20 protein-coding genes are annotated in these 19891 nt (G+C 53.9%); 5 read left to right on the forward strand and 15 right to left on the reverse strand.

Translation table 11 applies throughout. The features are described from left to right. Nucleotides 1–6 precede the first annotated feature (6 nt). From GYMC52_RS19045 to GYMC52_RS17410, 3 genes are all read right to left on the reverse strand, one after another. Entirely contained in the window at nt 7–198 is a 192-nt protein-coding gene (locus GYMC52_RS19045) for a hypothetical protein (protein WP_080997802.1), read from the reverse strand. Between the two features lie 116 nt (nt 199–314). After that, nucleotides 315–1493 (reverse strand): acetyl-CoA C-acetyltransferase, encoded by a 1179-nt coding sequence (locus GYMC52_RS17405; RefSeq protein ID WP_013524819.1) that lies wholly within the window; start codon nt 1491–1493, stop codon nt 315–317. A 155-nt stretch (nt 1494–1648) separates the two neighbouring features. Then, the gene (locus tag GYMC52_RS17410) at nt 1649–3745 is read right to left on the reverse strand and encodes a heterodisulfide reductase-related iron-sulfur binding cluster (protein WP_013524820.1); all 2097 of its coding nucleotides are present in this window, start codon (nt 3743–3745) and stop codon (nt 1649–1651) included. Between the two features lie 335 nt (nt 3746–4080). On the opposite strand from GYMC52_RS17410, the gene cls reads away from it, so the two are divergent. Then, nucleotides 4081–5271 carry a cardiolipin synthase gene (gene cls / locus GYMC52_RS17415; RefSeq protein WP_013524821.1) on the forward strand — a complete coding sequence of 397 codons (1191 nt, stop codon included), beginning with the start codon at nt 4081–4083 and terminating at the stop codon, nt 5269–5271. 128 nt (nt 5272–5399) lie between these two features. On the opposite strand, the gene GYMC52_RS17420 is transcribed toward cls, so the two are convergent. The 6 genes from GYMC52_RS17420 to speE all read right to left on the reverse strand — a co-directional run bounded on the left by GYMC52_RS17420 (nt 5400) and on the right by speE (nt 10230). Continuing rightward, nucleotides 5400–5567, reverse strand: a complete 168-nt coding sequence (locus GYMC52_RS17420; protein ID WP_013146634.1) for a XapX domain-containing protein — start codon at nt 5565–5567, stop codon at nt 5400–5402. 74 nt (nt 5568–5641) lie between these two features. Further along, nucleotides 5642–7315, reverse strand: coding sequence for an arginine--tRNA ligase (gene argS / locus GYMC52_RS17425; protein ID WP_011232868.1), 1674 nt, complete (start codon nt 7313–7315; stop codon nt 5642–5644). A gap of 3 nt (nt 7316–7318) precedes the next feature. Further along, entirely contained in the window at nt 7319–7750 is a 432-nt protein-coding gene (locus GYMC52_RS17430; RefSeq protein ID WP_013146635.1) for a DUF1934 domain-containing protein, read from the reverse strand. Nucleotides 7751–8004: 254 nt separating this feature from the next. Further along, nucleotides 8005–8382 carry a hypothetical protein gene (locus tag GYMC52_RS17435; protein WP_013524822.1) on the reverse strand — a complete coding sequence of 126 codons (378 nt, stop codon included), beginning with the start codon at nt 8380–8382 and terminating at the stop codon, nt 8005–8007. A gap of 131 nt (nt 8383–8513) precedes the next feature. Continuing rightward, nucleotides 8514–9389, reverse strand: coding sequence for an agmatinase (gene speB, locus GYMC52_RS17440; protein ID WP_013524823.1), 876 nt, complete (start codon nt 9387–9389; stop codon nt 8514–8516). A gap of 13 nt (nt 9390–9402) precedes the next feature. Then, nucleotides 9403–10230, reverse strand: coding sequence for a polyamine aminopropyltransferase (gene speE / locus GYMC52_RS17445; RefSeq protein WP_041468616.1), 828 nt, complete (start codon nt 10228–10230; stop codon nt 9403–9405). A gap of 256 nt (nt 10231–10486) precedes the next feature. Here speE and GYMC52_RS17450 point away from each other — a divergent pair, with 256 nt between their 5' ends. Then, complete coding sequence (locus tag GYMC52_RS17450; RefSeq protein ID WP_013524824.1) at nt 10487–12532, forward strand: transglycosylase domain-containing protein; 2046 nt, start codon at nt 10487–10489, stop codon at nt 12530–12532. A 131-nt stretch (nt 12533–12663) separates the two neighbouring features. Here GYMC52_RS17450 and GYMC52_RS17455 read toward each other — a convergent pair whose 3' ends face one another. Both GYMC52_RS17455 and GYMC52_RS17460 read right to left on the reverse strand, forming a co-directional pair. Then, nucleotides 12664–13179 carry a YwhD family protein gene (locus tag GYMC52_RS17455; RefSeq protein WP_013524825.1) on the reverse strand — a complete coding sequence of 172 codons (516 nt, stop codon included), beginning with the start codon at nt 13177–13179 and terminating at the stop codon, nt 12664–12666. Between the two features lie 19 nt (nt 13180–13198). After that, on the reverse strand, nt 13199–13867 hold the full coding sequence (locus GYMC52_RS17460) for a site-2 protease family protein (RefSeq protein WP_013524826.1): 669 nt from the start codon (nt 13865–13867) through the stop codon (nt 13199–13201). Between the two features lie 131 nt (nt 13868–13998). Between GYMC52_RS17460 and GYMC52_RS17465 the strand changes: the two genes are divergently transcribed. Both GYMC52_RS17465 and GYMC52_RS17470 read left to right on the forward strand, forming a co-directional pair. Next, nucleotides 13999–14187 (forward strand): 2-hydroxymuconate tautomerase, encoded by a 189-nt coding sequence (locus GYMC52_RS17465; RefSeq protein WP_011232876.1) that lies wholly within the window; start codon nt 13999–14001, stop codon nt 14185–14187. Between the two features lie 99 nt (nt 14188–14286). Beyond that, nucleotides 14287–15588, forward strand: a complete 1302-nt coding sequence (locus GYMC52_RS17470; protein ID WP_013524828.1) for an NCS2 family permease — start codon at nt 14287–14289, stop codon at nt 15586–15588. Nucleotides 15589–15769: 181 nt separating this feature from the next. Here GYMC52_RS17470 and GYMC52_RS17475 read toward each other — a convergent pair whose 3' ends face one another. The 3 genes from GYMC52_RS17475 to GYMC52_RS17485 form a co-directional block, all read right to left on the reverse strand. Next, nucleotides 15770–16288 carry a YwgA family protein gene (locus tag GYMC52_RS17475; protein WP_013146644.1) on the reverse strand — a complete coding sequence of 173 codons (519 nt, stop codon included), beginning with the start codon at nt 16286–16288 and terminating at the stop codon, nt 15770–15772. Between the two features lie 13 nt (nt 16289–16301). Then, a complete protein-coding gene (locus tag GYMC52_RS17480; RefSeq protein WP_013524829.1) occupies nt 16302–17600 on the reverse strand; it encodes an HD domain-containing protein in 1299 nt (432 codons plus the stop codon). A gap of 144 nt (nt 17601–17744) precedes the next feature. Then, nucleotides 17745–17972 (reverse strand): DUF1450 domain-containing protein, encoded by a 228-nt coding sequence (locus GYMC52_RS17485; RefSeq protein WP_011232879.1) that lies wholly within the window; start codon nt 17970–17972, stop codon nt 17745–17747. Nucleotides 17973–18147: 175 nt separating this feature from the next. Between GYMC52_RS17485 and GYMC52_RS17490 the strand changes: the two genes are divergently transcribed. After that, nucleotides 18148–18801 (forward strand): RsfA family transcriptional regulator, encoded by a 654-nt coding sequence (locus tag GYMC52_RS17490; RefSeq protein ID WP_013524830.1) that lies wholly within the window; start codon nt 18148–18150, stop codon nt 18799–18801. A 138-nt stretch (nt 18802–18939) separates the two neighbouring features. On the opposite strand, the gene GYMC52_RS17495 is transcribed toward GYMC52_RS17490, so the two are convergent. Beyond that, nucleotides 18940–19791: a lipoate--protein ligase family protein gene (locus GYMC52_RS17495; RefSeq protein WP_013146647.1), complete on the reverse strand. Its 852-nt coding sequence runs from the start codon at nt 19789–19791 to the stop codon at nt 18940–18942. Between the last annotated feature and the right edge of the window lie 100 nt (nt 19792–19891).

Here is a 19891-nt window from a genome sequence, read left to right on the forward strand (position 1 = left end):
TTCCCCCTATCGTCCGCTTTGCGTTTCCTGTTCCGCGCTCAAACTCATATGCCTCACTGCCGCCAGCAGCCAACGGCAACCGGTCTTTGCATCGTCATCACAACAACCCCTGCTGTCAACCGTTGATGCCGCGGCTGTTGCGGCAATGAGCAACGTGCCGCGCGCTGCGACAGAGACAGCGGCGGCATGCCGCACCATGGCGCGATGCCTCATGACGCAACGCTTGAGGCAGACGGTCACACGCCGCATCCTATGCCTTGGCGCAACACTGGAAGGCGACGGCGGCATGCCGCTTGCCCGCCGCGCCCCGCTCGTTATACCTCGACCAAGATGGCGTCGCCTTGGCCGCCGCCGCTGCAGATGGCGGCGATGCCGAGTCCGCCGCCGCGGCGTTTCAGCTCATAAATGAGCGTGAGGATGATGCGTGCGCCGCTCGCGCCGATCGGGTGGCCGAGGGCGACAGCGCCGCCGTTGACGTTCACTTTTTCCGGGTCAAGGCCGGCGATTTGGATAGCAGCAAGAGCAACAGCGGCAAACGCTTCGTTTATTTCGAACAAGGCAATGTCGTCGACCGTTTTTCCCGTTTTGCGGAGCAGCTCGTTGATGACAAGTCCCGGCGTTTTTGGGAAATCTTTCGCCTCAACGGCGATGGCGGTGTGGGCGACAACAGTCGCGAGCGGCTCAAGCCCCTCGCGGGCGGCGCGCTCCTCGCTCATCAAGACGAGCGCCGCGGCGCCGTCGTTGACGCCCGGGGCGTTGCCGGCAGTGATCGTTCCTTCCGGGTCAAACACCGGCGGCAGTTTCGCCAACGCTTCAAGCGACGTGTCTTTGCGCGGCGCCTCGTCGTGTTCGACGACAAGCGGCTCTCCTTTGCGCTGCGGAATCGTCACCGGAACGATCTCTTCCGCGAGCCGACCGGCTTCGATGGCGGCAATGGCTCGCATATGGCTGCGGTACGCCCACTCATCCTGCGCCTCGCGTGTAATGCCAAGTTCACGCGCTGTATTCCCGCCATAAACGCCCATATGGACGCCGGTAAAACTGCATGTCAAGCCATCATACACCATTAAATCCTTCACCGTGCTGTCGCCCATTCGCAACCCCCAGCGCGCTTTCGGCAGCACGTACGGGGCGTTGCTCATCGATTCCATCCCGCCCGCGACAACGACATCGGCGTCGCCTAAGCGGATGAGCTGATCCGCGAGCGTCACGGCGCGCATGCCCGATGCGCATACTTTATTGACCGTCTCGGTGCGAACATGCCACGGAATGCCGGCATGGCGCATCGCCTGCCGCGATGGGAGCTGTCCTTGTCCGCCTTGCAAGACGGTGCCTAAAATGACATGATCGACTTGTTCCGCGCTCACGTCCGCGCGGGCAAGCGCTTCTTTCACGGCAATGCCGCCGAGTTCTGACGCTGACAGCGCTTGCAAAGAACCGCCGAATTTTCCAAACGGGGTGCGCGCCCCGCTGACAATCACTGTTTTTCCCATATTCCTCTCCCCTTTTCATCGGATAAGAAAGCGATTACAAAACACAGACTGAACGCTCGCTCGATCGCGGTGTGAAAGAGAAGGTGTACAACGGTACACCCCTCTTCTACTATATTCACTATTTTAAAAAATAGAAATTATCTATGCAACTATTTTTATGATGCCGCTTCTTCTTTTTCCTCGCCAAACACCGATTTCGCCAACAATTCAGCGACATCGTACGTAAAGACGCGGTCTTCCACTTCCTTGGCCTTCGTGCCGTCTGACAACATCGTCAAACAGTACGGACAGCCGGAGCTGATGACCGTCGGATTGACAGCGAGCGCTTGCTCAGTGCGGGCGACGTTGATCCGGTTGCCGGTCGTCTCCTCCATCCACATGAGGCCGCCGCCGGCGCCGCAACACATGGCGCGTTCGCGGTTGCGCTCCATTTCGACAAGCTCGACGCCCGGGATAGCGCGCAAAATTTTCCGCGGCGCGTCATAGACGTCATTGTAGCGTCCTAAATAGCACGAGTCATGGAACGTAATGCGTTCATTCACCGGATGTTTCGGCACGAGCCGCCCTTCTTCGATGAGCTTGGCGAGCAGCTCGGTATGATGATACACTTCGGCCTCGAACCCAAAATCCGGGTACTCATTTTTGAACGTATTGTAAGCGTGCGGGTCGATCGTCACGATTTTCTTGACGCCCGCTTTTTCAAATTCCGCGATGTTGTTCGTCGCTAATTCTTGGAACAAAAACTCATTTCCTAACCGGCGCGGCGTATCGCCCGAGTTTTTCTCCTTGTTGCCTAAAATCGCGAACTTGACGCCTGCTTCATTCAACAGCTTGGCAAACGCAAGGGCGATTTTTTGGCTCCGGCTGTCATACGACCCCATCGAGCCGACCCAGAACAAGTACTCGATTTCCTCTCCCGCTTTCGCCGCCTCTTTGACGGTCGGCACATGCACATCATCGCGCAGCTCGCGCCAGTTCTCCCGCTCTTTTCGGTTCAAGCCCCACGGATTGCCTTGGCGTTCGATGTTCGTCATCGCCCGCTGCGCGTCCGGGTTCATCCGTCCTTCCGTCAGGACAAGATAGCGGCGCAAGTCGATGATTTTATCGACATGCTCATTCATGACCGGGCATTGGTCCTCACAGTTGCGGCACGTCGTACAGGCCCAAATCTCTTCTTCGGTGATGACATCGCCGATTAAGCTTGGCATTTCGATCGTCGCCGCCTGCTCCGACGCCGCGGCGAACGCGAGCTGATTGCCCCTTGTATGTTTGAAAGCGAACGCGGGCACCCACGGCGCGCGCGACGTGACGACCGCCCCTTTTTCCGTCAAATGGTCGCGCAATTTTAAAATCAAATCCATCGGCGACAACATTTTCCCCGTGCCGGTCGCCGGACACATGCTTGTGCAGCGGCCGCACTCGACACAGGCGTACAAGTCGATCAACTGCTTTTGCGTGAAATCCTCAATTTTGCCGACGCCAAACGATTCTTGGCTTTCGTCTTCAAAATGGATCGGCGCAAGCTTCGGCCGCGTCAGCCGGCTGAAAAAGACGTTGATCGGCGCAGCGATCAAATGGGCGTGCTTTGATTGCGGCACGTACACGAGGAACGTGAGCAAAATCAACAGATGCACCCACCAGGCGATAAAGAAGAGCACCGCAGCCCCCGTTTCGCCGACCCAGGAAAACGCGGCAGCAATGAGCGAGGCGACCGGCTCGCTCCATGTCGCTTCTTCGCCGTGCCAAATGATGCTCATCCCGTTGCCGAACAACACCGACAGCATGAGCCCGGCGATGAAGATGAGGACAAGCCCAGCTTTCAAGTCGCGCTTTAAACGGACGAGCTTTTCAATGTAACGGCGGTAAAAGGCGGCGAGCACCGCGATCAAAATAAGCAAAGTGACGATTTCTTGGAAAAACGTAAATCCCGCATACAGCGGCCCAAGCGGCAAATGCGCCCCCGGCGCAAGCCCTTTGATGATGAAATCAATCGCGCCAAATTGGACGAGAATAAAGCCATAGAAAAAGACGACGTGGATCAGTCCGCTTTTTTTGTCCTTGAGCAGCTTTTTCTGGCCGAACACGTTGACCCAGATGTTTCGCAGCCGCTCTTTTACTTTGCGGTCAAACTCGACTTTTTTGCCGAGTTTGATGTACATCGCCCGCGTTTTTACGACATATGCAAACAAGTAAATTGCGTAAGCGGTTACAAGCAAAAACGCGAGCCAGTTCACCACCAACAAGGCATTCATCTTCTCTCCCCTTCCCCCGTTTTTCGAGCGAATGTGTTGCCATAACAAAAGAAATTTTCAGAATTCGCTTTATGTCTATTGTACAAATGAATGAGCATTCAGTCAATAGCCTTTTTTCATCCCAGCCGCGAAAACTTTCCCTTTGCAACGGAGCGATCGCGGGGGAATCATCGATTTGTTCAGCCCTCTATAGACTCCCATGACGAAAAAAATTCATCAATATGGAAATTTTATTCATTTGGAGTTTGGGTATGTTCACGGTAGATGCAATTTGAAACGTTTTGCGCGTTCTCGGGCACATTAATAAATACCGAATCGACATAGGAGGAGAAGATATGGTCGTCATTTCCGTCATTGCCATCGTATTGCTGCTCGTTTATCTTGATGACAAGCTTGGACAGTTCATCTTCCGCAATGGGCGCAAAACAGTCGTCTACCCGGAGCGGAGAAGCGATATTTCCCTCTATATCAACGGCAGGCATTTATTTTCTGATTACTTCGCTGAACTAGGCCGCGCCCGCGATCATATTCACGTCTTGTTTTACATTATCAAAAATGACGAAACGAGCGCGCCATTTTTCCAGATTTTAAAGGAAAAAGCAGCTGCCGGCGTGAAAGTGCGAGTGTTGACCGATTGGGTCGGCAGCTTTGGACTGCCGAAAGCGCTCATCCGTTCGCTCGAGGAAAGCGGGGTGGAGTTCGCCTATGCCCGAAAGCCGCGCTTTCCGTTTTTCATTTACCGCCTCAACCGCCGCAACCATCGGAAAATTACGGTCATCGACGGGCGGGTCGGCTACATCGGCGGCTTTAACATCGGCCGCGAATACAACGGAAAAGACGCCAACTTCGGCGAATGGCGCGATTACCACTTAAAAGTGAACGGCGAAGGGGTTCACGACTTGCAAGAACAGTTTTTGCACGACTGGGAAGAAGCAACGGGCCGGACGGTGCCTGACAAACATCGCTACTTCCCGCCGCTTCCGGCCGGCGCCATTCGCCATCAGCTCGTCGCCACCAACGGCGCTGCCCTTGAAGAACAGTTTATCGAGGTCATCCGCCAGGCGAAAAAAGAAATTATGATCGGCAGCCCATACTTCATCCCAAGCCGGCCGCTGTTTAACGAGCTGATGCAAGCGCTTCGGCGCGGGGTGCGTGTGACCGTCCTTGTGCCGCTGAAGGCGGACCATTTATTTGTCAAAGAGGCTGCCTATCCGTACTTTTATCGACTCTTGAAAGCCGGCGCGCGCATTTACCGCTTTTACCAAGGATTTTACCATGCCAAAACGCTCGTCATCGATGAGGAGTGGTGCGACGTCGGCACAGCCAATTTCGATCGGCGCAGCTTGTTTTTGAACGGCGAAATCAACTGCTATGTGTTTGACCGCGGGTTTACCCGCCTCGTCAAACGGGCGATCGAGCGCGATTTGTTGCGCGCCGAGCCGCTGACGGTCGACTTTTGGCAAAAACGTTCGCTTCTTGACCGCGGCAAACAGTCGATTTCCCAGCTCATCTCCGCCTGGCTTTGACCGGTCCGAAGTTCCATTTCCCTCCCAAACAACAGAAGAAGCAAAAAACCCGGCCGGCGCTTCCGGCGGCTTGATGCTGCCAAAATTGCGCCAACCGGGTTTTGTTCCCCGTTTGATCATGCAAGTGCTTACTTCCAAAACACCGTGAACCATTGAAACAACCGCATGCCGAGATACACCCCGACGATGCCGGCGATGCCGGCCAACGCCGGGGGAGCGGGAATCGGCAACCGAAGCAAGGTGAACAAAAAGCCGACAACGATGCCGGTGATGAGCGATAGTACAACTTCTTTCATTTGTTGATCCTCCACCACTGTTTTTCTTTAGAATGCCCAAACAAAAGAGGGAGCAGTCGCTCCCCCTCGTTCGTTTACATTTGTTCCGGCGCTGAAACGCCAATGAGCGCTAACGCATTTTGCAGCGTAATTTGCACCGCCTTGACAAGCGCGAGGCGGGCTTTTGTTTTTTCGATGTTGTCCAGATCAAGCACTTTTTCCGCGTTATAAAAGCTATGGAGCGCGGAAGCCAAATCGAATGCATAGGCGGTGACGCGATGCGGCATCCGCTTGAGCGCCGCCTCGGCGACGACATCGGGGAAATCGCCGAGCACTTTGAGCAGCTCGATTTCCTTTTCCGTTTCCACAAGATGGTGAAGCGCTAAGTCGCCGTCATAGGAAATGTGTTGTTCCTCCGCTTGGCGAAGAATGCTCGAAACGCGGGCGTGCGCGTATTGGACGTAGTAAACCGGGTTTTCATTCGACTGCGACACGGCCAAGTCCATGTCAAAATCCAAATGCGTATCGCCCGAGCGCATCGCAAAGAAATAGCGGACGGCATCGACGCCGACTTCTTCCATGAGCTCGCGCATCGTCACCGCCTTGCCGGTGCGCTTGCTCATTTTGACGCGCTCACCGTTTTGGTATAGGTTCACCATTTGAATGATTTCCACTTCAAGCGCCTCCGGATCATAACCGAGCGCAGCGATCGCCGCCTTCATGCGCGGAATGTAGCCGTGGTGGTCCGCTCCCCAAATGTTGATGAGCTTTTTGAACCCGCGCCGCAGCTTGTCTTGATGGTAGGCGATGTCCGGAAGCAAGTACGTATATGTGCCGTCCTGCTTAATTAAGACGCGGTCTTTGTCGTCCCCAAACGCCGTCGAACGGAACCATGTCGCCCCGTCCTGCTCGTAAATGTAGCCGCGCTCGCGCAAAGTGGAAAGCGCTTCGTCGATTTTTCCGCTTTCATAGAGCGATGTTTCCGAATACCAGACGTCAAACGGCACACGGAAGTCGGCCAAGTCTTTTTTGATTTTTTCAAGCTCATAGCGGAGCCCATAGTCGCGGAAAAAGGCAAGCCTCTCCTCTTCCTCCATTTCGACAAACCGGTCGCCGTACTCTTCGGCAAGCTTTTTGCCGATTTCGACGATATCGTCGCCGTAATAGCCGTCCTCCGGCAACGGCATATCGACACCGAGCGCCTGAAAATAACGGGCTTCGACCGATTTCGCTAAATTGTAAATTTGCTTGCCGGCGTCATTAATATAGTATTCACGCGTCACGTCAAACCCGGCTTTCGCCAAAATGTTGCAAAGCGAATCGCCGACCGCCGCGCCGCGGGCATGGCCTAAATGCAGGTCTCCGGTTGGATTGGCCGAGACGAACTCGACTTGCACTTTTTCCCCGTTGCCGACGTTCGATTCGCCATACGCTTGTCCCGCCTGCAAAATCGCCGGCACGACCGCCGTCAAATAGCGGTTGTCCATGTAAAAGTTAATAAACCCTGGCCCGGCGATCTCGATGCGGGCGACCGACATGCGTTCGCGGTCAAGCTGCCCGACGATGGCTTCGGCGATCGCCCGCGGCGGTTTTTTCGCGATGCGGGCGAGCTGCATGGCGATGTTCGTCGAGTAGTCGCCATGCGCCTTGTCGCGCGGCACCTCAAGCAACACATCCGGCAGCTCGTCGGCCGAAGCCAGCCCTGCTCTTACCGCCGCCTGGCGGATTTCTTCTTTCATCTTTTCCTTGATTTGTCCGACAATGTTCACCGCTTATACCCCCTTAAATGTCAACGTCAACGTATGGCGCCCGCTTCGCTCATCGCCTAGCATCAGTTCATAGGAAAGAAAGAGCCGCCCCTTTTTCCGCCGCTCATCATAGTGAAACTCCATGGAGCTCGTTTTGGCCGCCAGCGCCCATCGTCCAAACACCGTCCCATAATGGCCCGATGTTTCTTGGCGGCGGCGGAACGTTTGCCGCATCTCGACCGCTCCGGAACGAAGGACGGTCACCTCGTCAGGCGCGATTTTCACAATGTTGTTCACCCGCCCGAGTTCGTTTTCTTCGGCAAACTGCAAATAAACGGTTTCCCCTTTTATGTAATACATGCCATCCGCCTCAAGCACAACCGTCTCTTGGCGCGGACCGTCGCGAATGACAGCCACTTGGCGGAGGCGCGCCGGGATGCCGTTTGTTTCCTTCATATCGATGAACACACCTTTGCGAACAAACAGTCATAATTTATAGTATAATGAACTGTTCCGCTCCATTCAAGAGGGGACAAACCCGATGGCAGATTTCCGCTCCAGTGGGCAAAAAAGGGGCTGACCCAAAAGGTTGTTTTTCCTTAAACAAAACACAACATATCGTTATCTTAATGATTGTTTTATGCCTACATACGGTAATAAGAAAAGGTGTCCCGATCCTTTTGGGACACCCTCTTTGTTCCATCGGTATTTTATGATGACGCCCGAACATTTTTTAACACGTTAATAGAAAAAAGAATGACACCTATCACGACGAGCACCCCGCCAATCGCTGTCACCGGCACGAACGCTTCGTTGCCGTAAACGACGAAAACAAGACCGATCATCATGACCGGCAGGCCGATATTGTGCAGCCAGAAATGCACTTTCGCCCATTTCGTCGCCGCCGCTTGTGGAAATAAATGATAGATGATGCCAGCAAGCGTCAAGGCCGTCCAGCCAAGCAAGTTGATATGGACATGGACCGGGGTCAGCGCAAACGAATGGGTCATCGACATGCCAAGCCCAATACAGACGCCAATGACAAAGTACACAACGGAAATTTTGATCAGCTTCACGCCCATCTTCATTCCCCCTCTCCTTTTTCTGTAAATATATTACACATTATTACGCTCCGTACGCTCATATTCCTGCATCTTTTGTCCCACCAAAGAAAAAAGCGCCCTCGCAAACTTGCGATTTAGGCGCTTTTTCTCATTTTTCACTTCGCCACCCAGCCAAGCAGCATTTCTCTCACAAGCTTGCTCGCCGTATTGGCCGTTTGTTCGGAATGGTCGTAAATCGGTGCGACTTCCACCAAATCGGCGCCAACGACTCGCACGTTGGAGCGGGCGATCTCGTGAATGGCCGAAAGCAGCTCTTTTGACGTAATGCCGCCGGCATCGACCGTCCCAGTGCCTGGGGCATGAGCAGGATCAAGCACATCGATGTCAATCGTCACATACACCGGACGGCCAGCGAGCTTCGGCAACACGGAGCGGAGCGGTTCAAGCACCTCAAACTTGGCGATGTACATGCCGTTTTCTTTCGCCCATTCGAACTCTTCCTTCATGCCGGATCGGATGCCGAACGAAAAGACATTCGTCGGGCCGATCAGGTCAGCGACCTTGCGGATTGGCGTCGCGTGCGACAGCGGCTCGCCTTCGTAATGTTCGCGCAAGTCCGTGTGCGCATCCATATGAATGACGGCCAAATCCGGGTAGTATTCATACACCGCTTTCATGACCGGCCAGGAGACAAGATGCTCTCCGCCAAGGCCGAGCGGAAATTTGCCGGCGTCAAGCACCTTTTTCACGAACTGTTCAATCAGCTCCAAACTGCGGGCCGCATTGCCAAATGGCAGCGGAATGTCCCCAGCGTCAAAGTAGCGGATGTCTTTGAGTTCGCGGTCCAAATATGGGCTGTACTCCTCAAGCCCGATTGACACTTCGCGGATGCGGGCCGGGCCAAACCGCGAGCCAGGCCGGTAGCTGACCGTCCAGTCCATCGGCATCCCGTAAATGACGGCTTCGCTTTCTTCAAAATTCGGATGGCTGCCGATAAACACGTTGCCCGAATAGGCTTCATCAAATCGCATCGCCTGCGCCCCCTTACTTCGTTAAATCCGCGACAAATTTCGGCAAGACGAAACACGCTTTGTGCAATTCTTTCGTGTAATATTTCGTCTCAATGTCATGGAACCGGTCGTCGCTCACAGCGAGCGGGTCGTATTTTTTCGAGCCGAGCGTAAACGTCCAGAGCCCGCTCGGATATGTCGGAATGTTCGCCGTATACAAACGGGTGATCGGGAAAATTTCCTTCACGTCGCGATAAACCTTGCGGATCAAATCCGCTTTAAACCACGGATTGTCCGTTTGGGCGACGAAAATGCCGTCTTCCTTCAACGCGTTGGCGATGCCGGCGTAAAACCCTTTTGTGAACAAGTTGACCGCTGGGCCGACCGGTTCGGTTGAGTCAACCATAATGACGTCATACTCGTTTTCGCTTTTGGCGATATGCATAAACCCGTCATCGACTTTCACTTCGACGCGCGGATCATCGAGTTTGCCGGCAATCTCCGGCAAGTAGGTTTTCGAGCACTCGATCACTTTGCCGTCAATTTCGACAAGCGTCGCTTTTTTGACGCTTGGGTGCTTCAGCACTTCACGAATGACGCCGCCGTCGCCGCCGCCGACGACAAGCACGTTTTCCGGATTGGGGTGGGTGAACAACGGCACGTGGGCGACCATTTCATGATAGACGAACTCGTCTTTTTGCGTTGTCATGACCATGCCGTCGAGCAAAAGCATGTTGCCAAACTCCGCCGTTTCGACCATATCAAGTTTTTGGAACGGCGTCTGTTCTGTATGTAAAGTGCGGATGATGCGTGCGGTGATGCCAAAATGCTCCGTTTGCTTTTCGGTAAACCAAAGTTCCATCGGTAACATCCTTTCTCCGAGCGTTGCTTACTATACAAGTTTTCCTTAGCCAACGAAAAACTAAACATGAAAAAGTATAGAGCAATCTAGCAAAAATGCAAGAGGAACAAGTTTAAAATAAAAAATTTTTTTTCATACTGGTAAGAAAAAGCGGAAAACCTCGCTGGCGAAGCCTTGACAAAAGCAAGGCGGCGCATTCAGCCGGGCGTCCGCCCGCATGTCTAAAACAACGCCAAAACCGTTGAGGTGATGCGCAATGGAACCGATCCCGGGCAGCCGTTTTCGCGGCACGTGGAAATATGTGCGCGCCGCCGTCTTTATCGGCTTTTTTCTCGCCATCTTTGCCTTCGCCGCTCTCGGGAGCTTTGTGTTGTTCGCGAAAATCGAAGGCGCCCCGCCGGTCGCCGTGCCGCAGACGACGATTTTTTATGCCGCTGACGGCAGCAAAATCGGGGAAAGCGACCATGGGCAAAAACGCTATTGGGTTCGGCTCAAAGACATGTCCCCGCACGTCATCGAAGCGACGATCGCCGTTGAAGACCGGAAGTTTTACGAACATCACGGGTTTGATTTGAAGCGAATCGCCGCCGCCATCATTGCGAATGTAGAAGCGATGGCAAAAGTCGAAGGGGCGAGCACGATCACTCAGCAATATGCACGCAACTTGTTTTTGACGCATGAAAAAACGTGGTCGCGAAAAATCCAGGAAGCGTTGTACACCATCCGGCTTGAAGCCAACTACAGCAAAGATCAAATTTTGGAAGGCTATTTAAACACGATTTACTACGGCCATGGGGTCTACGGGATTGAGGCGGCAGCCCGCTACTATTTCGGCAAGCACGCGAGCGAGCTGACGCTCAGCGAGGCAGCGATGCTCGCCGGCATTCCGAAAGGGCCGTATTACTACTCGCCGTTTGTCAATGAACAGCGGGCGAAAGCGCGGCAAAAAATCGTGCTTACCTCCATGGTGGAAGCCGGCTACATCAGCCGCCAAGAAGCGGAGCAGGCGTACCGCGACAAGCTCGTCTACGTCCGCCACCACGAACAAGAGCAGCCGATCGCTCCGTATTTTCAAGATGTCGTCAAACAGCAGCTGCGCATCAAACTCGGCCTGGATGAGCGGACGATCGAGCTCGGGGGGCTGCGCGTCTATACGACGCTGGATCGGCGCCTGCAGCGGATTGCCGAAGAGCAAATCCGTCGCATCATCGATCCGCACTCCGCCATTCAAGCAGCGCTTGTGGCGATGGATCCACGCACCGGGGAAGTAAAGGCGCTCGTCGGCGGACGCAACTACGAAGAGAGCCCGTTCAACCGGGCCGTGCAGGCGGAACGCCAGCCAGGGTCGACATTTAAGCCGTTTTTGTATTACGCGGCGATCGAGCAAGGATTCACCCCATCGACCCAACTGCGCAGCGAGCTGACGACATTTACGTTTAACGGCGGCCGATCGTCGTACACCCCCCATAATTACAATGACTACTATGCCAATGGCCCGATCACGCTCGCTCAGGCGCTCGCTGTATCCGACAACGTCTTTGCGGTGAAAACGCTCCAGTTCATCGGCGCCGACAAACTCGTCGAAACAGCGAAAGCGCTTGGCATTACAAGCAGATTGAAAGCAGTGCCGTCATTGGCGCTCGGCACCTCGCCCGTGAAAGTGATCGACATGGTGGCCGCGTACAGCACGCTGGCCAACTACGGCAAACAAACCGAACCGGTGTTTATTCAAAAAGTCGTGGATGCAAACGGAAACGTGCTGTATGAACATAAGCCGGAGAGCCGGCAAGTGCTCGACCGCGACGCGGCGTTTGTGACGACCCATTTAATGACCGGGATGTTCGACCCGAAGTTAAACGGCTATACAACCGTCACCGGGCAGTCAATCATCGATGACATCACGCGTCCGTACGCCGGCAAGTCGGGAACGACGAAAACGGACAGTTGGATGATCGGGTTCGCCCCGCAACTTGTCGCCGGCGTCTGGACCGGCTACGACCGCGAGGAAACGATGGATCGTCCTGCGGAAAGGCAATATGCCAAACAAATATGGGTTCACTTTATGGAACAAAGCCTCGCCGGCGAACCGAAAAAATCGTTCAAACCGACCAAAGGCGTCATCGGCGTCTACATCGACCCGCAAAACGGCAAGCTGGCCACCGACTCCTGTCCGGTGAAACGAAAAACGTACTATCTCATCGGTACAGAACCGACCGACTATTGCACCGACCATTTGGAAAAGAAAAAGAAGAAAAAAGAAGACGGAAAAAGCTGGTTCGAGAAATGGTTCCCATGGTTTTAAACAAGAAAATCCCCTGCGTTTGCCCGCAGGGGATTTTCTTGTCCTAGTTTTCCTGTGTTATACATGTAGATTTAGTTTATCCTTTTTTCCAAACGAGAACAAGCCCTTGAGCAAACATGTTCACAAAACCGTCACAATTCGCCTTCGAGCCCTTTTTTCAGTTCATCGCTCGAACGGTTCCACATCCCGATGTCATGTCCTTTCAAAAAGTCGGCGAGCACCCGTTTTGATTTCGCGTCCATATGATCGACAATAATGTGCCGCTTTAGCGATTTATCGAGCCGGTTCACATGTTCCGGCAATAACTTATAGCCGCGGCGCGCCTCACGGTCGATCGTCATTTCGCACGCCGTCACCCCGGCGTAATACGGGCCGTCTTCACGGCGCTCGATCGTCACCCAGACGATCCAATACGGCTTGCCGTTTGGCACGGCGGAACGGTCCGGCAAAAACTTGATGCCGCGCTCAACGGCGCTGCGGGCATGCATCGCCCCCATATCGACGAACGCTTCGCCCGCTTCGACGTCAATGATGACCGGCGAAACGTTTTCTAGGCTCAACGCCCCGGCGCCAAAGCCGCGGTGCCCGTCGGTCGGATCGTCTTTGATGATATTAAAGCCGATGTTTTTTTTCTTTTTTTGCTCCATTCCGCTTGTTCCTCCTTCCTTACATAAACAAATTGGCGACCAACGACTGCAAATTTTCCAATACAAACGGCAGCGCCACTTGAAACACCGGCTCAATCGTATATCGGTCAAGCGGCGTGAGCACAAGGATAAGAAAAATGAGCGCCCCGTAGTTTTCCCATTGCGTCATTTTCGCCCGCAGCCCATCCGGGGCCAAGTCTTCAATAATACGATACCCATCAAGCGGCGGAAACGGCAATAAATTAAACACAAACAAGACAGCGTTCAAGCTGATAAAAATTTGGAAAAACAGATCAAACCCGGCCGCAAACCAATCCGGCAGCGCCCGCATGATGCCGAAATCGATCATCGCGTACCAAATGACAAATCCAAGCGCGGCAAGCACGAGGTTGCTCAGCGGTCCGGCAACCGACACGAGAATGCCGGCAAGGCGCGGATTTTTGAAATAAAAGCGATTGACTGGCACCGGGCGCGCCCAGCCAAACCCAGCGAGAAAAATAAGCAGGGTGCCAAGCAAATCCAAATGGGCAAACGGTGACAGAGTCAACCGCCCTTGGTTTTTCGCCGTCGGATCGCCGAACTTGTAGGCGACGTAGGCATGAGCGAACTCATGCACGGAAAACGCCAGCGCCAGCGTCAAGAGCACGTACGGAATTTCGCTTAACGAATACGGCAAAATGTGTTCCACTTGATTAACTCCTTTTCCCCTGTATTCACTATCCTTAGTATACATGATTTACCGCCAAAAGTGGACTGAACTTCACGGTTCCATGGTATAATAAGCGCGACAGCACTCGACAAGGAAATGGGGGAATGATGATGCCGTATGTCACGATCAAAATGCTCGCCGGCCGCACGGATGAGCAAAAGAAAGCGCTGGTGGAAAAAGTGACCGACGCCGTCGTCGAGACGACAGGGGCGAAACGGGAGAGCGTTGTCGTATTCATTGAAGAAATGACGAAAGACCATTATGCGATCGCCGGAAAACGGCTGAGCGATGCGGAGTAACAAACGGGGGGCGCCATCGGGCGTCCCCGTTGCTTTTTGGAATAAAAACGAATATTATTATAGTTGTCTTTCATATTGTTCGCCTTTAGGAGGTTGCCTATGATTCGTCTTCCGCACCATGCCAGCAATCGCAAAACAGAGTTTCTCGCTGGCCTGACGACTTTTTTCACCATGGTGTACATCATCATCGTCAATCCGGTCATCTTATCAGATGCCGGCGTCCCGTTCGAGCAGGCGTTTACGGCAACCGTCATCGCAACAGTCGTCGGCACGCTATGGATGGCCATCTTTGCCAACTATCCGATCGCCATTGCCCCCGGCATGGGGCTGAACGCATATTTTGCCTATTCCGTCGTCGGCTCGCACGGCGGCATTTCGTACGAAACCGCGTTTTCCGCTGTGTTTGTCGCGGGATTGCTGTTTTTGTTGCTGTCGCTCACCCCGCTCCGCAGCAAGCTGATCGAAGTGATCCCCGACAGCTTAAAACACGGCATCACCGCCGGCATCGGGCTGTTTATCGCCTTTATCGGCCTGCGGCTGACCGGAATCATCCAAGCCCATCCGCAAAATTTGGTCGCGCTTGGCAACTTGCATGCCCCGTCGGCCGTGTTGACGCTCATCGGCCTGGCGGTGACGCTCGTGCTCATGATGCGCGGCGTCAACGGCGCGCTCTTTTACGGCATGGTCGCGACCGGCGTCATCGCCTACGCGACCGGGCAACTTCACTTTGACAAAGGCATCGTCTCGCTGCCGTCGCTGCCGGAAGGGCTTGTCGCCGCCAATCCGTTGACGGCCGTTGGTGATGTCATCAACCACAGCTTGTACGCGGTCGTCTTCTCCTTTTTGCTTGTCACGCTGTTTGATACGACCGGCACAATGATCGGCGTTGCCCAGCAAGCCGGGCTGATGAAAGGAAACACGCTGCCGCGCGCCCGCGAGGCGCTCTTGGCCGACTCGGTCGCGACGACCATCGGCGCCATGTTTGGCACAAGCCCGACATCGGCGTACATCGAGTCGTCAACCGGTGTCGCCGCTGGCGGACGCACCGGCTGGACGGCGCTCACCGTCGCTGTACTGTTTGTCATCGCGGCCTTTTTCAGCCCGCTCGTCGGCGCCGTTGCTGGGCTTTCTTCCATCACCGCCCCGGCGCTCATTATCGTCGGAAGCTTGATGATCAGCACCATCGCCCATATCAATTGGCGCGAACTGGACGAAGCGTTCCCGGCCTTTTTAATCATCTTAAGCATGCCGCTCACCTCCAGCATCGCGACCGGCATCGCGCTCGGCTTCATCTCGTACCCGCTCTTAAAAATCGCCCGCGGCCGCTGGCGCGATGTGCCGTTGCTGCTGTACGTGCTTGCCGTGCTGTTCTTTTTGCAGCTGGCGTTTTTGCCGCATTAACCAAAAATAAAGAAGGTGTCCCAAAAGGATCGGGACACCCTCTTTCGTCTCTATATATACGCACTAACCGCTTCTTTCGCACTATATTTTGTGTCTATCCTGAAAACAGACGGCCTTTTGGGTCAGCCCCTTTTCGTCTATGGCCAACTGATGATACGTTGAAGCAGCTTTTTCCGCCCGCCTACACGCGGGCTTTGTTGTGGCATCGGCTGCGCAGCGCCTCAATGTACGCGTACGCCTCCTCGATTTCTTCTTCCGTATAGCGCTGCTTGCTTTTTAACACCGCAATTTTCTCTTTCACTTCGTCTTTCGGCAAATGTTCAAAATAAAGCACGGTGGACACAAGTTCCAAAAAACGGGCATTTTGTTCGTTCATCGCTTGCATGCACTCCGCCAAGCCCGGCATGTCCCAGTCGTAATGGCGCAAAAACTGTTCGCCCGCTTCGGTCAATGTATAGCGATATTGCATATAACCGCTCTTTTTCTCTTTCACTTCATGCAAAAAGCCGAGCGCGCACAGCTCTTCGATGCGGCATGTCAGCTCTTCCGAATACGGGCCGTAAAAGTGGAAATCGAATTTCTCGTAAAACGGAAAGTCGAGCTTTTTCGCGATGTAGATCATTTTTTGCAGCTTTTTGCGGCCGGCAATTTCCCCGGCGGCCGCCAACGCCTTCATTACTTTCGCATGCTCTGTGAGCACTCTCCGTCATCTCCTAACCCTTTAAAATTTCCATAATCTTTTTCTTCACTGTCCGCTTCGTCGACAAGTCTTCCAGGAAATCAGCTGGGAAATACAGCTTATGGTCGGTGCGCCGTTTCCCGGAAATGGCGTCAACGAGCACCGATTCGCGCGACAGCTCGCGAAGCTCCCCGTTTGGCATCAACAAATAAATCGGAAGGCGCTCGCCTTCCTCGCCCGGCCGGTAAAAGTCATACGGCAAATCCGAGGACGAATCGACGACCAAGTAGTAGTCCGGGTCGATGCCCGCTTTTTTAAACAAACCGGTCAGCTCAATGAGCTTCTCCATTTGCTCGTTCGTCGGATGGAACTCCGTATATTTGAACAGGCGGCGGCGGACAAACCGCTGGCACAGATCGCTTAAAATCGGATCCCGTTCGTATTGCCATTGCTGGAAGTAAAACAAGATGACTGCCTCATCCAGCGCCAAGTAATCGCCGAGCGACACATTGCCTGCAAAAAACGACAAAAAGTGGACCGGCTTCGTCTGAAAACGATACCCCTCTTCATACAGCTTTTTCGCCCGATGCAAAATTTTCGTCAAAATGACTTCCGCACTGCGCGTCACGGGATGAAAGTACACTTGCCAGTACATTTGGTAGCGGCTCATGATGTAATCCTCGACCGCATGCATGCCGCTTCGTTTGATGACGACTTGGTCTTCGCGCGGGCGCATGACGCGCAAAATGCGCTCCATGTCAAAATAGCCGTAGCTGACGCCGGTGTAGTAGGCATCGCGCAGCAAATAATCCATCCGGTCGGCGTCAATTTGGCTCGAAATGAGGCTCACAACAAGCTTGTTCGGGTACGTTTTGGCGATCACTTCCGCCACTTTTTGCGGAAAATCGTCGCCCACTTCGCGCAAGGCGGCGTTCACTTCTGTATCGCCTAAAATGATTGCCTGTGTAAAATCTTCGTGGTCGAGGCGAAACACCTTTTCAAATGAATGGGAAAACGGGCCGTGCCCTAAATCGTGCAAGAGCGCCGCGCATAGGCAAAGAAGGCGCTCGCTATGATCCCAATGATCGCGGCCGACAAACACGTCGTCAATGATGCGGCGGATGATTTCGTAAACGCCGAGCGAATGGTTAAACCGGCTGTGCTCGGCGCCGTGAAACGTCAAATATGTCGTGCCGAGCTGCTTGATGCGGCGCAGGCGCTGAAATTCTTTTGTGCCGATCAAATCCCAAATCACTTTGTCGCGAACATGTATGTATCGGTGCACCGGATCTTTAAACACTTTTTCTTCGTCAAGCTGCCCGCCGGAATACATCGCATCCTCCTCTTCCGTCTCCAACATACATCTATTATACGCCGTTTCTTTTGGCAAAGAAATAGTTGACTTTTTTCTCCGTCTTTCTCCATTATTGACGGAAAAAACAAAAAATCACCTTCTTTCGGCAAAGAAGGTGATCGGTTATCGCTTTTTCAACCTTTCGGCAATTTTATCAATCAGTTCGTCTTCCGTCAGCGCCGCCACCGGACGGTTGTTGACGAAAGCAAACGTCTTTTTCCGCCCTGGGCCGCAATACGACTGGCAGCCGATTTTGATGACCGCATCCGGATCCAGCTTTTTGAGGCGCGGAATCAATGTTTTTAAATTCGGCGCCTTGCAGTCGTCGCAAACGCGAAACTCATTCGCCATCACTCGTCATCCCTTTCCGCAGCGTTTGCTTTGTGTATTCTACCGCTTTTGCCGGAAAATTGCAAGTTGGCATGCTTTCACCCTTGTAATTTGCCAATCCCATAAACTTGCAACGTATAATTTTTTTCCTTTTGGTCCACCCTTTTACTAGCATGGGAAAAAGGAGTGGAGAACAATGAAACAACGGCAAGACGCTTGGACGGAAGAAGACGATTTATTGTTGGCAGAGACCGTATTGCGCCATGTGCGTGAAGGGAGCACCCAGCTGAACGCGTTTGAAGAAGTCGGCGACAAGCTGAATCGGACATCGGCCGCCTGTGGCTTTCGCTGGAATGCAGTCGTCCGCCATCAGTACGAAGAAGCGCTGCAGCTGGCGAAAAAGCAGCGAAAAGAGCGGCTGCGGCTGCTGGCCAAACAAGGCGGCGCGAAAAAGCGGCGCCTGTATGAACCACCGATGCCGTCATTAGAGGAGTTGGGCGATGTGATGCAGCTGCCAGCCGTCGTCCCATCCTCTCCGCCGCAACAAGTGACGCTGGATCAAGTGATCGCTTTTTTAAAAACGTTCCAATCCCATGAGCGGAAACGGGAGGCGCTGATCAAAGAAAACGAGCGGCTGCGCCGCGAAATTGAAGAATTAAAGCAAAAAAATAAAGAACTTGAAGAAAAGGTTGCGAAATTAGAAGAAAATTCGTCGACCGTCCAAGAAGATTTTGAGACGCTCGTGAAAATCATCAACCGAGCGCGCAAAATGGTGTTAAAAGAGGAAGAAGAGCGGGGGCTGACCTTCCGTATGGACCCGAACGGCAACTTGGAAAAAATCGCGGAGTAAATAAAATAAGGATGCCCTGTCCATGGCTGCGCCTTGATCGCACTCTCTCCGGTGCGGCCGAGACACGGAGCATCCTTTTTGCCTGCCGGCGGCGTCAGGCGATAAACGCGGGCTCTTGCCGCCGGGCGGACCGCCCCCTTATTCTCCTGCTAGGAGCTCGCCCTTGAGCGCCGTTTCATTCCGCTCGACGATGCGCGCCCAATACTGCTCATACCAATTCCATTCGCCGTTCTCGAGGGCAGACGAATATAGCTCGCCGCCAAACGACTGCAGCGTGCGCCAAAGGGCGACAAGCAGCTCATCGATCGACAACTCGCAGCCGAGAAGCTCAGACAGCGACGCCATGACAGCTGGGACAACATCGGGGTAGGCGAATTTCGTTTTCTCTCCTTGGCGGCCGAGCTCATAAAAGCGGCGAATAAGCTCAGCCCGCGCGGCTCCACTCCCGTTGACGCAAAGGTAGATTTGCACGGCAACGCCGCCGCGCACGCGCCGCTGCGAAATGCCGGCAAATTTTTTGCCGCCAATGCTCAAGTCATAGCTCCCCGGGCAATACGAACCGACGATTTCCCCCGCCTCAACGCGGGCGCCGTATGAGGCAAGCATGGCGGCCATGAGCGCGTACATCGCCTCATACCCTTGCTCGATGGCAATCGTGTTTTTCGTTTCCGGAAAAATGAGCGAAATATTCAACACCCCGCTGTCAAGGACAACGGCCAACCCGCCGGAATTGCGGACGACGACGCGATACCCTTCCTGGCGCAAAAACGAAATGGCCTCATCGATGTACGGAAGCTTCGTATCAGCGGCGCCTAAGACGACGGTATTCTCATGCACCCACGTGCGGACGACCGCATCCGACTGTCCCGCACCAACCGCGGTGCATAATGCATCATCGATGGCAAACGATTGTTTCGCATCAAATAGCGGACCGAAATGCGACTGGTCGATGACCCGCCATTTCGGCTGCCGCAGCAATTCATGGCCCATCGCGAGCAACCCCTTGCATAGATCATTCCAACTCTATTCATTATAACATAATCGCCATTAGCAAATGGCGCAAAAAGGACAAGGGGCGCATGCCTCCCTC

Origin of the sequence: Geobacillus sp. Y412MC52, assembly GCF_000174795.2 — a bacterium.
Taxonomy (GTDB): Bacteria; Bacillota; Bacilli; order Bacillales; family Anoxybacillaceae; genus Geobacillus; species Geobacillus thermoleovorans.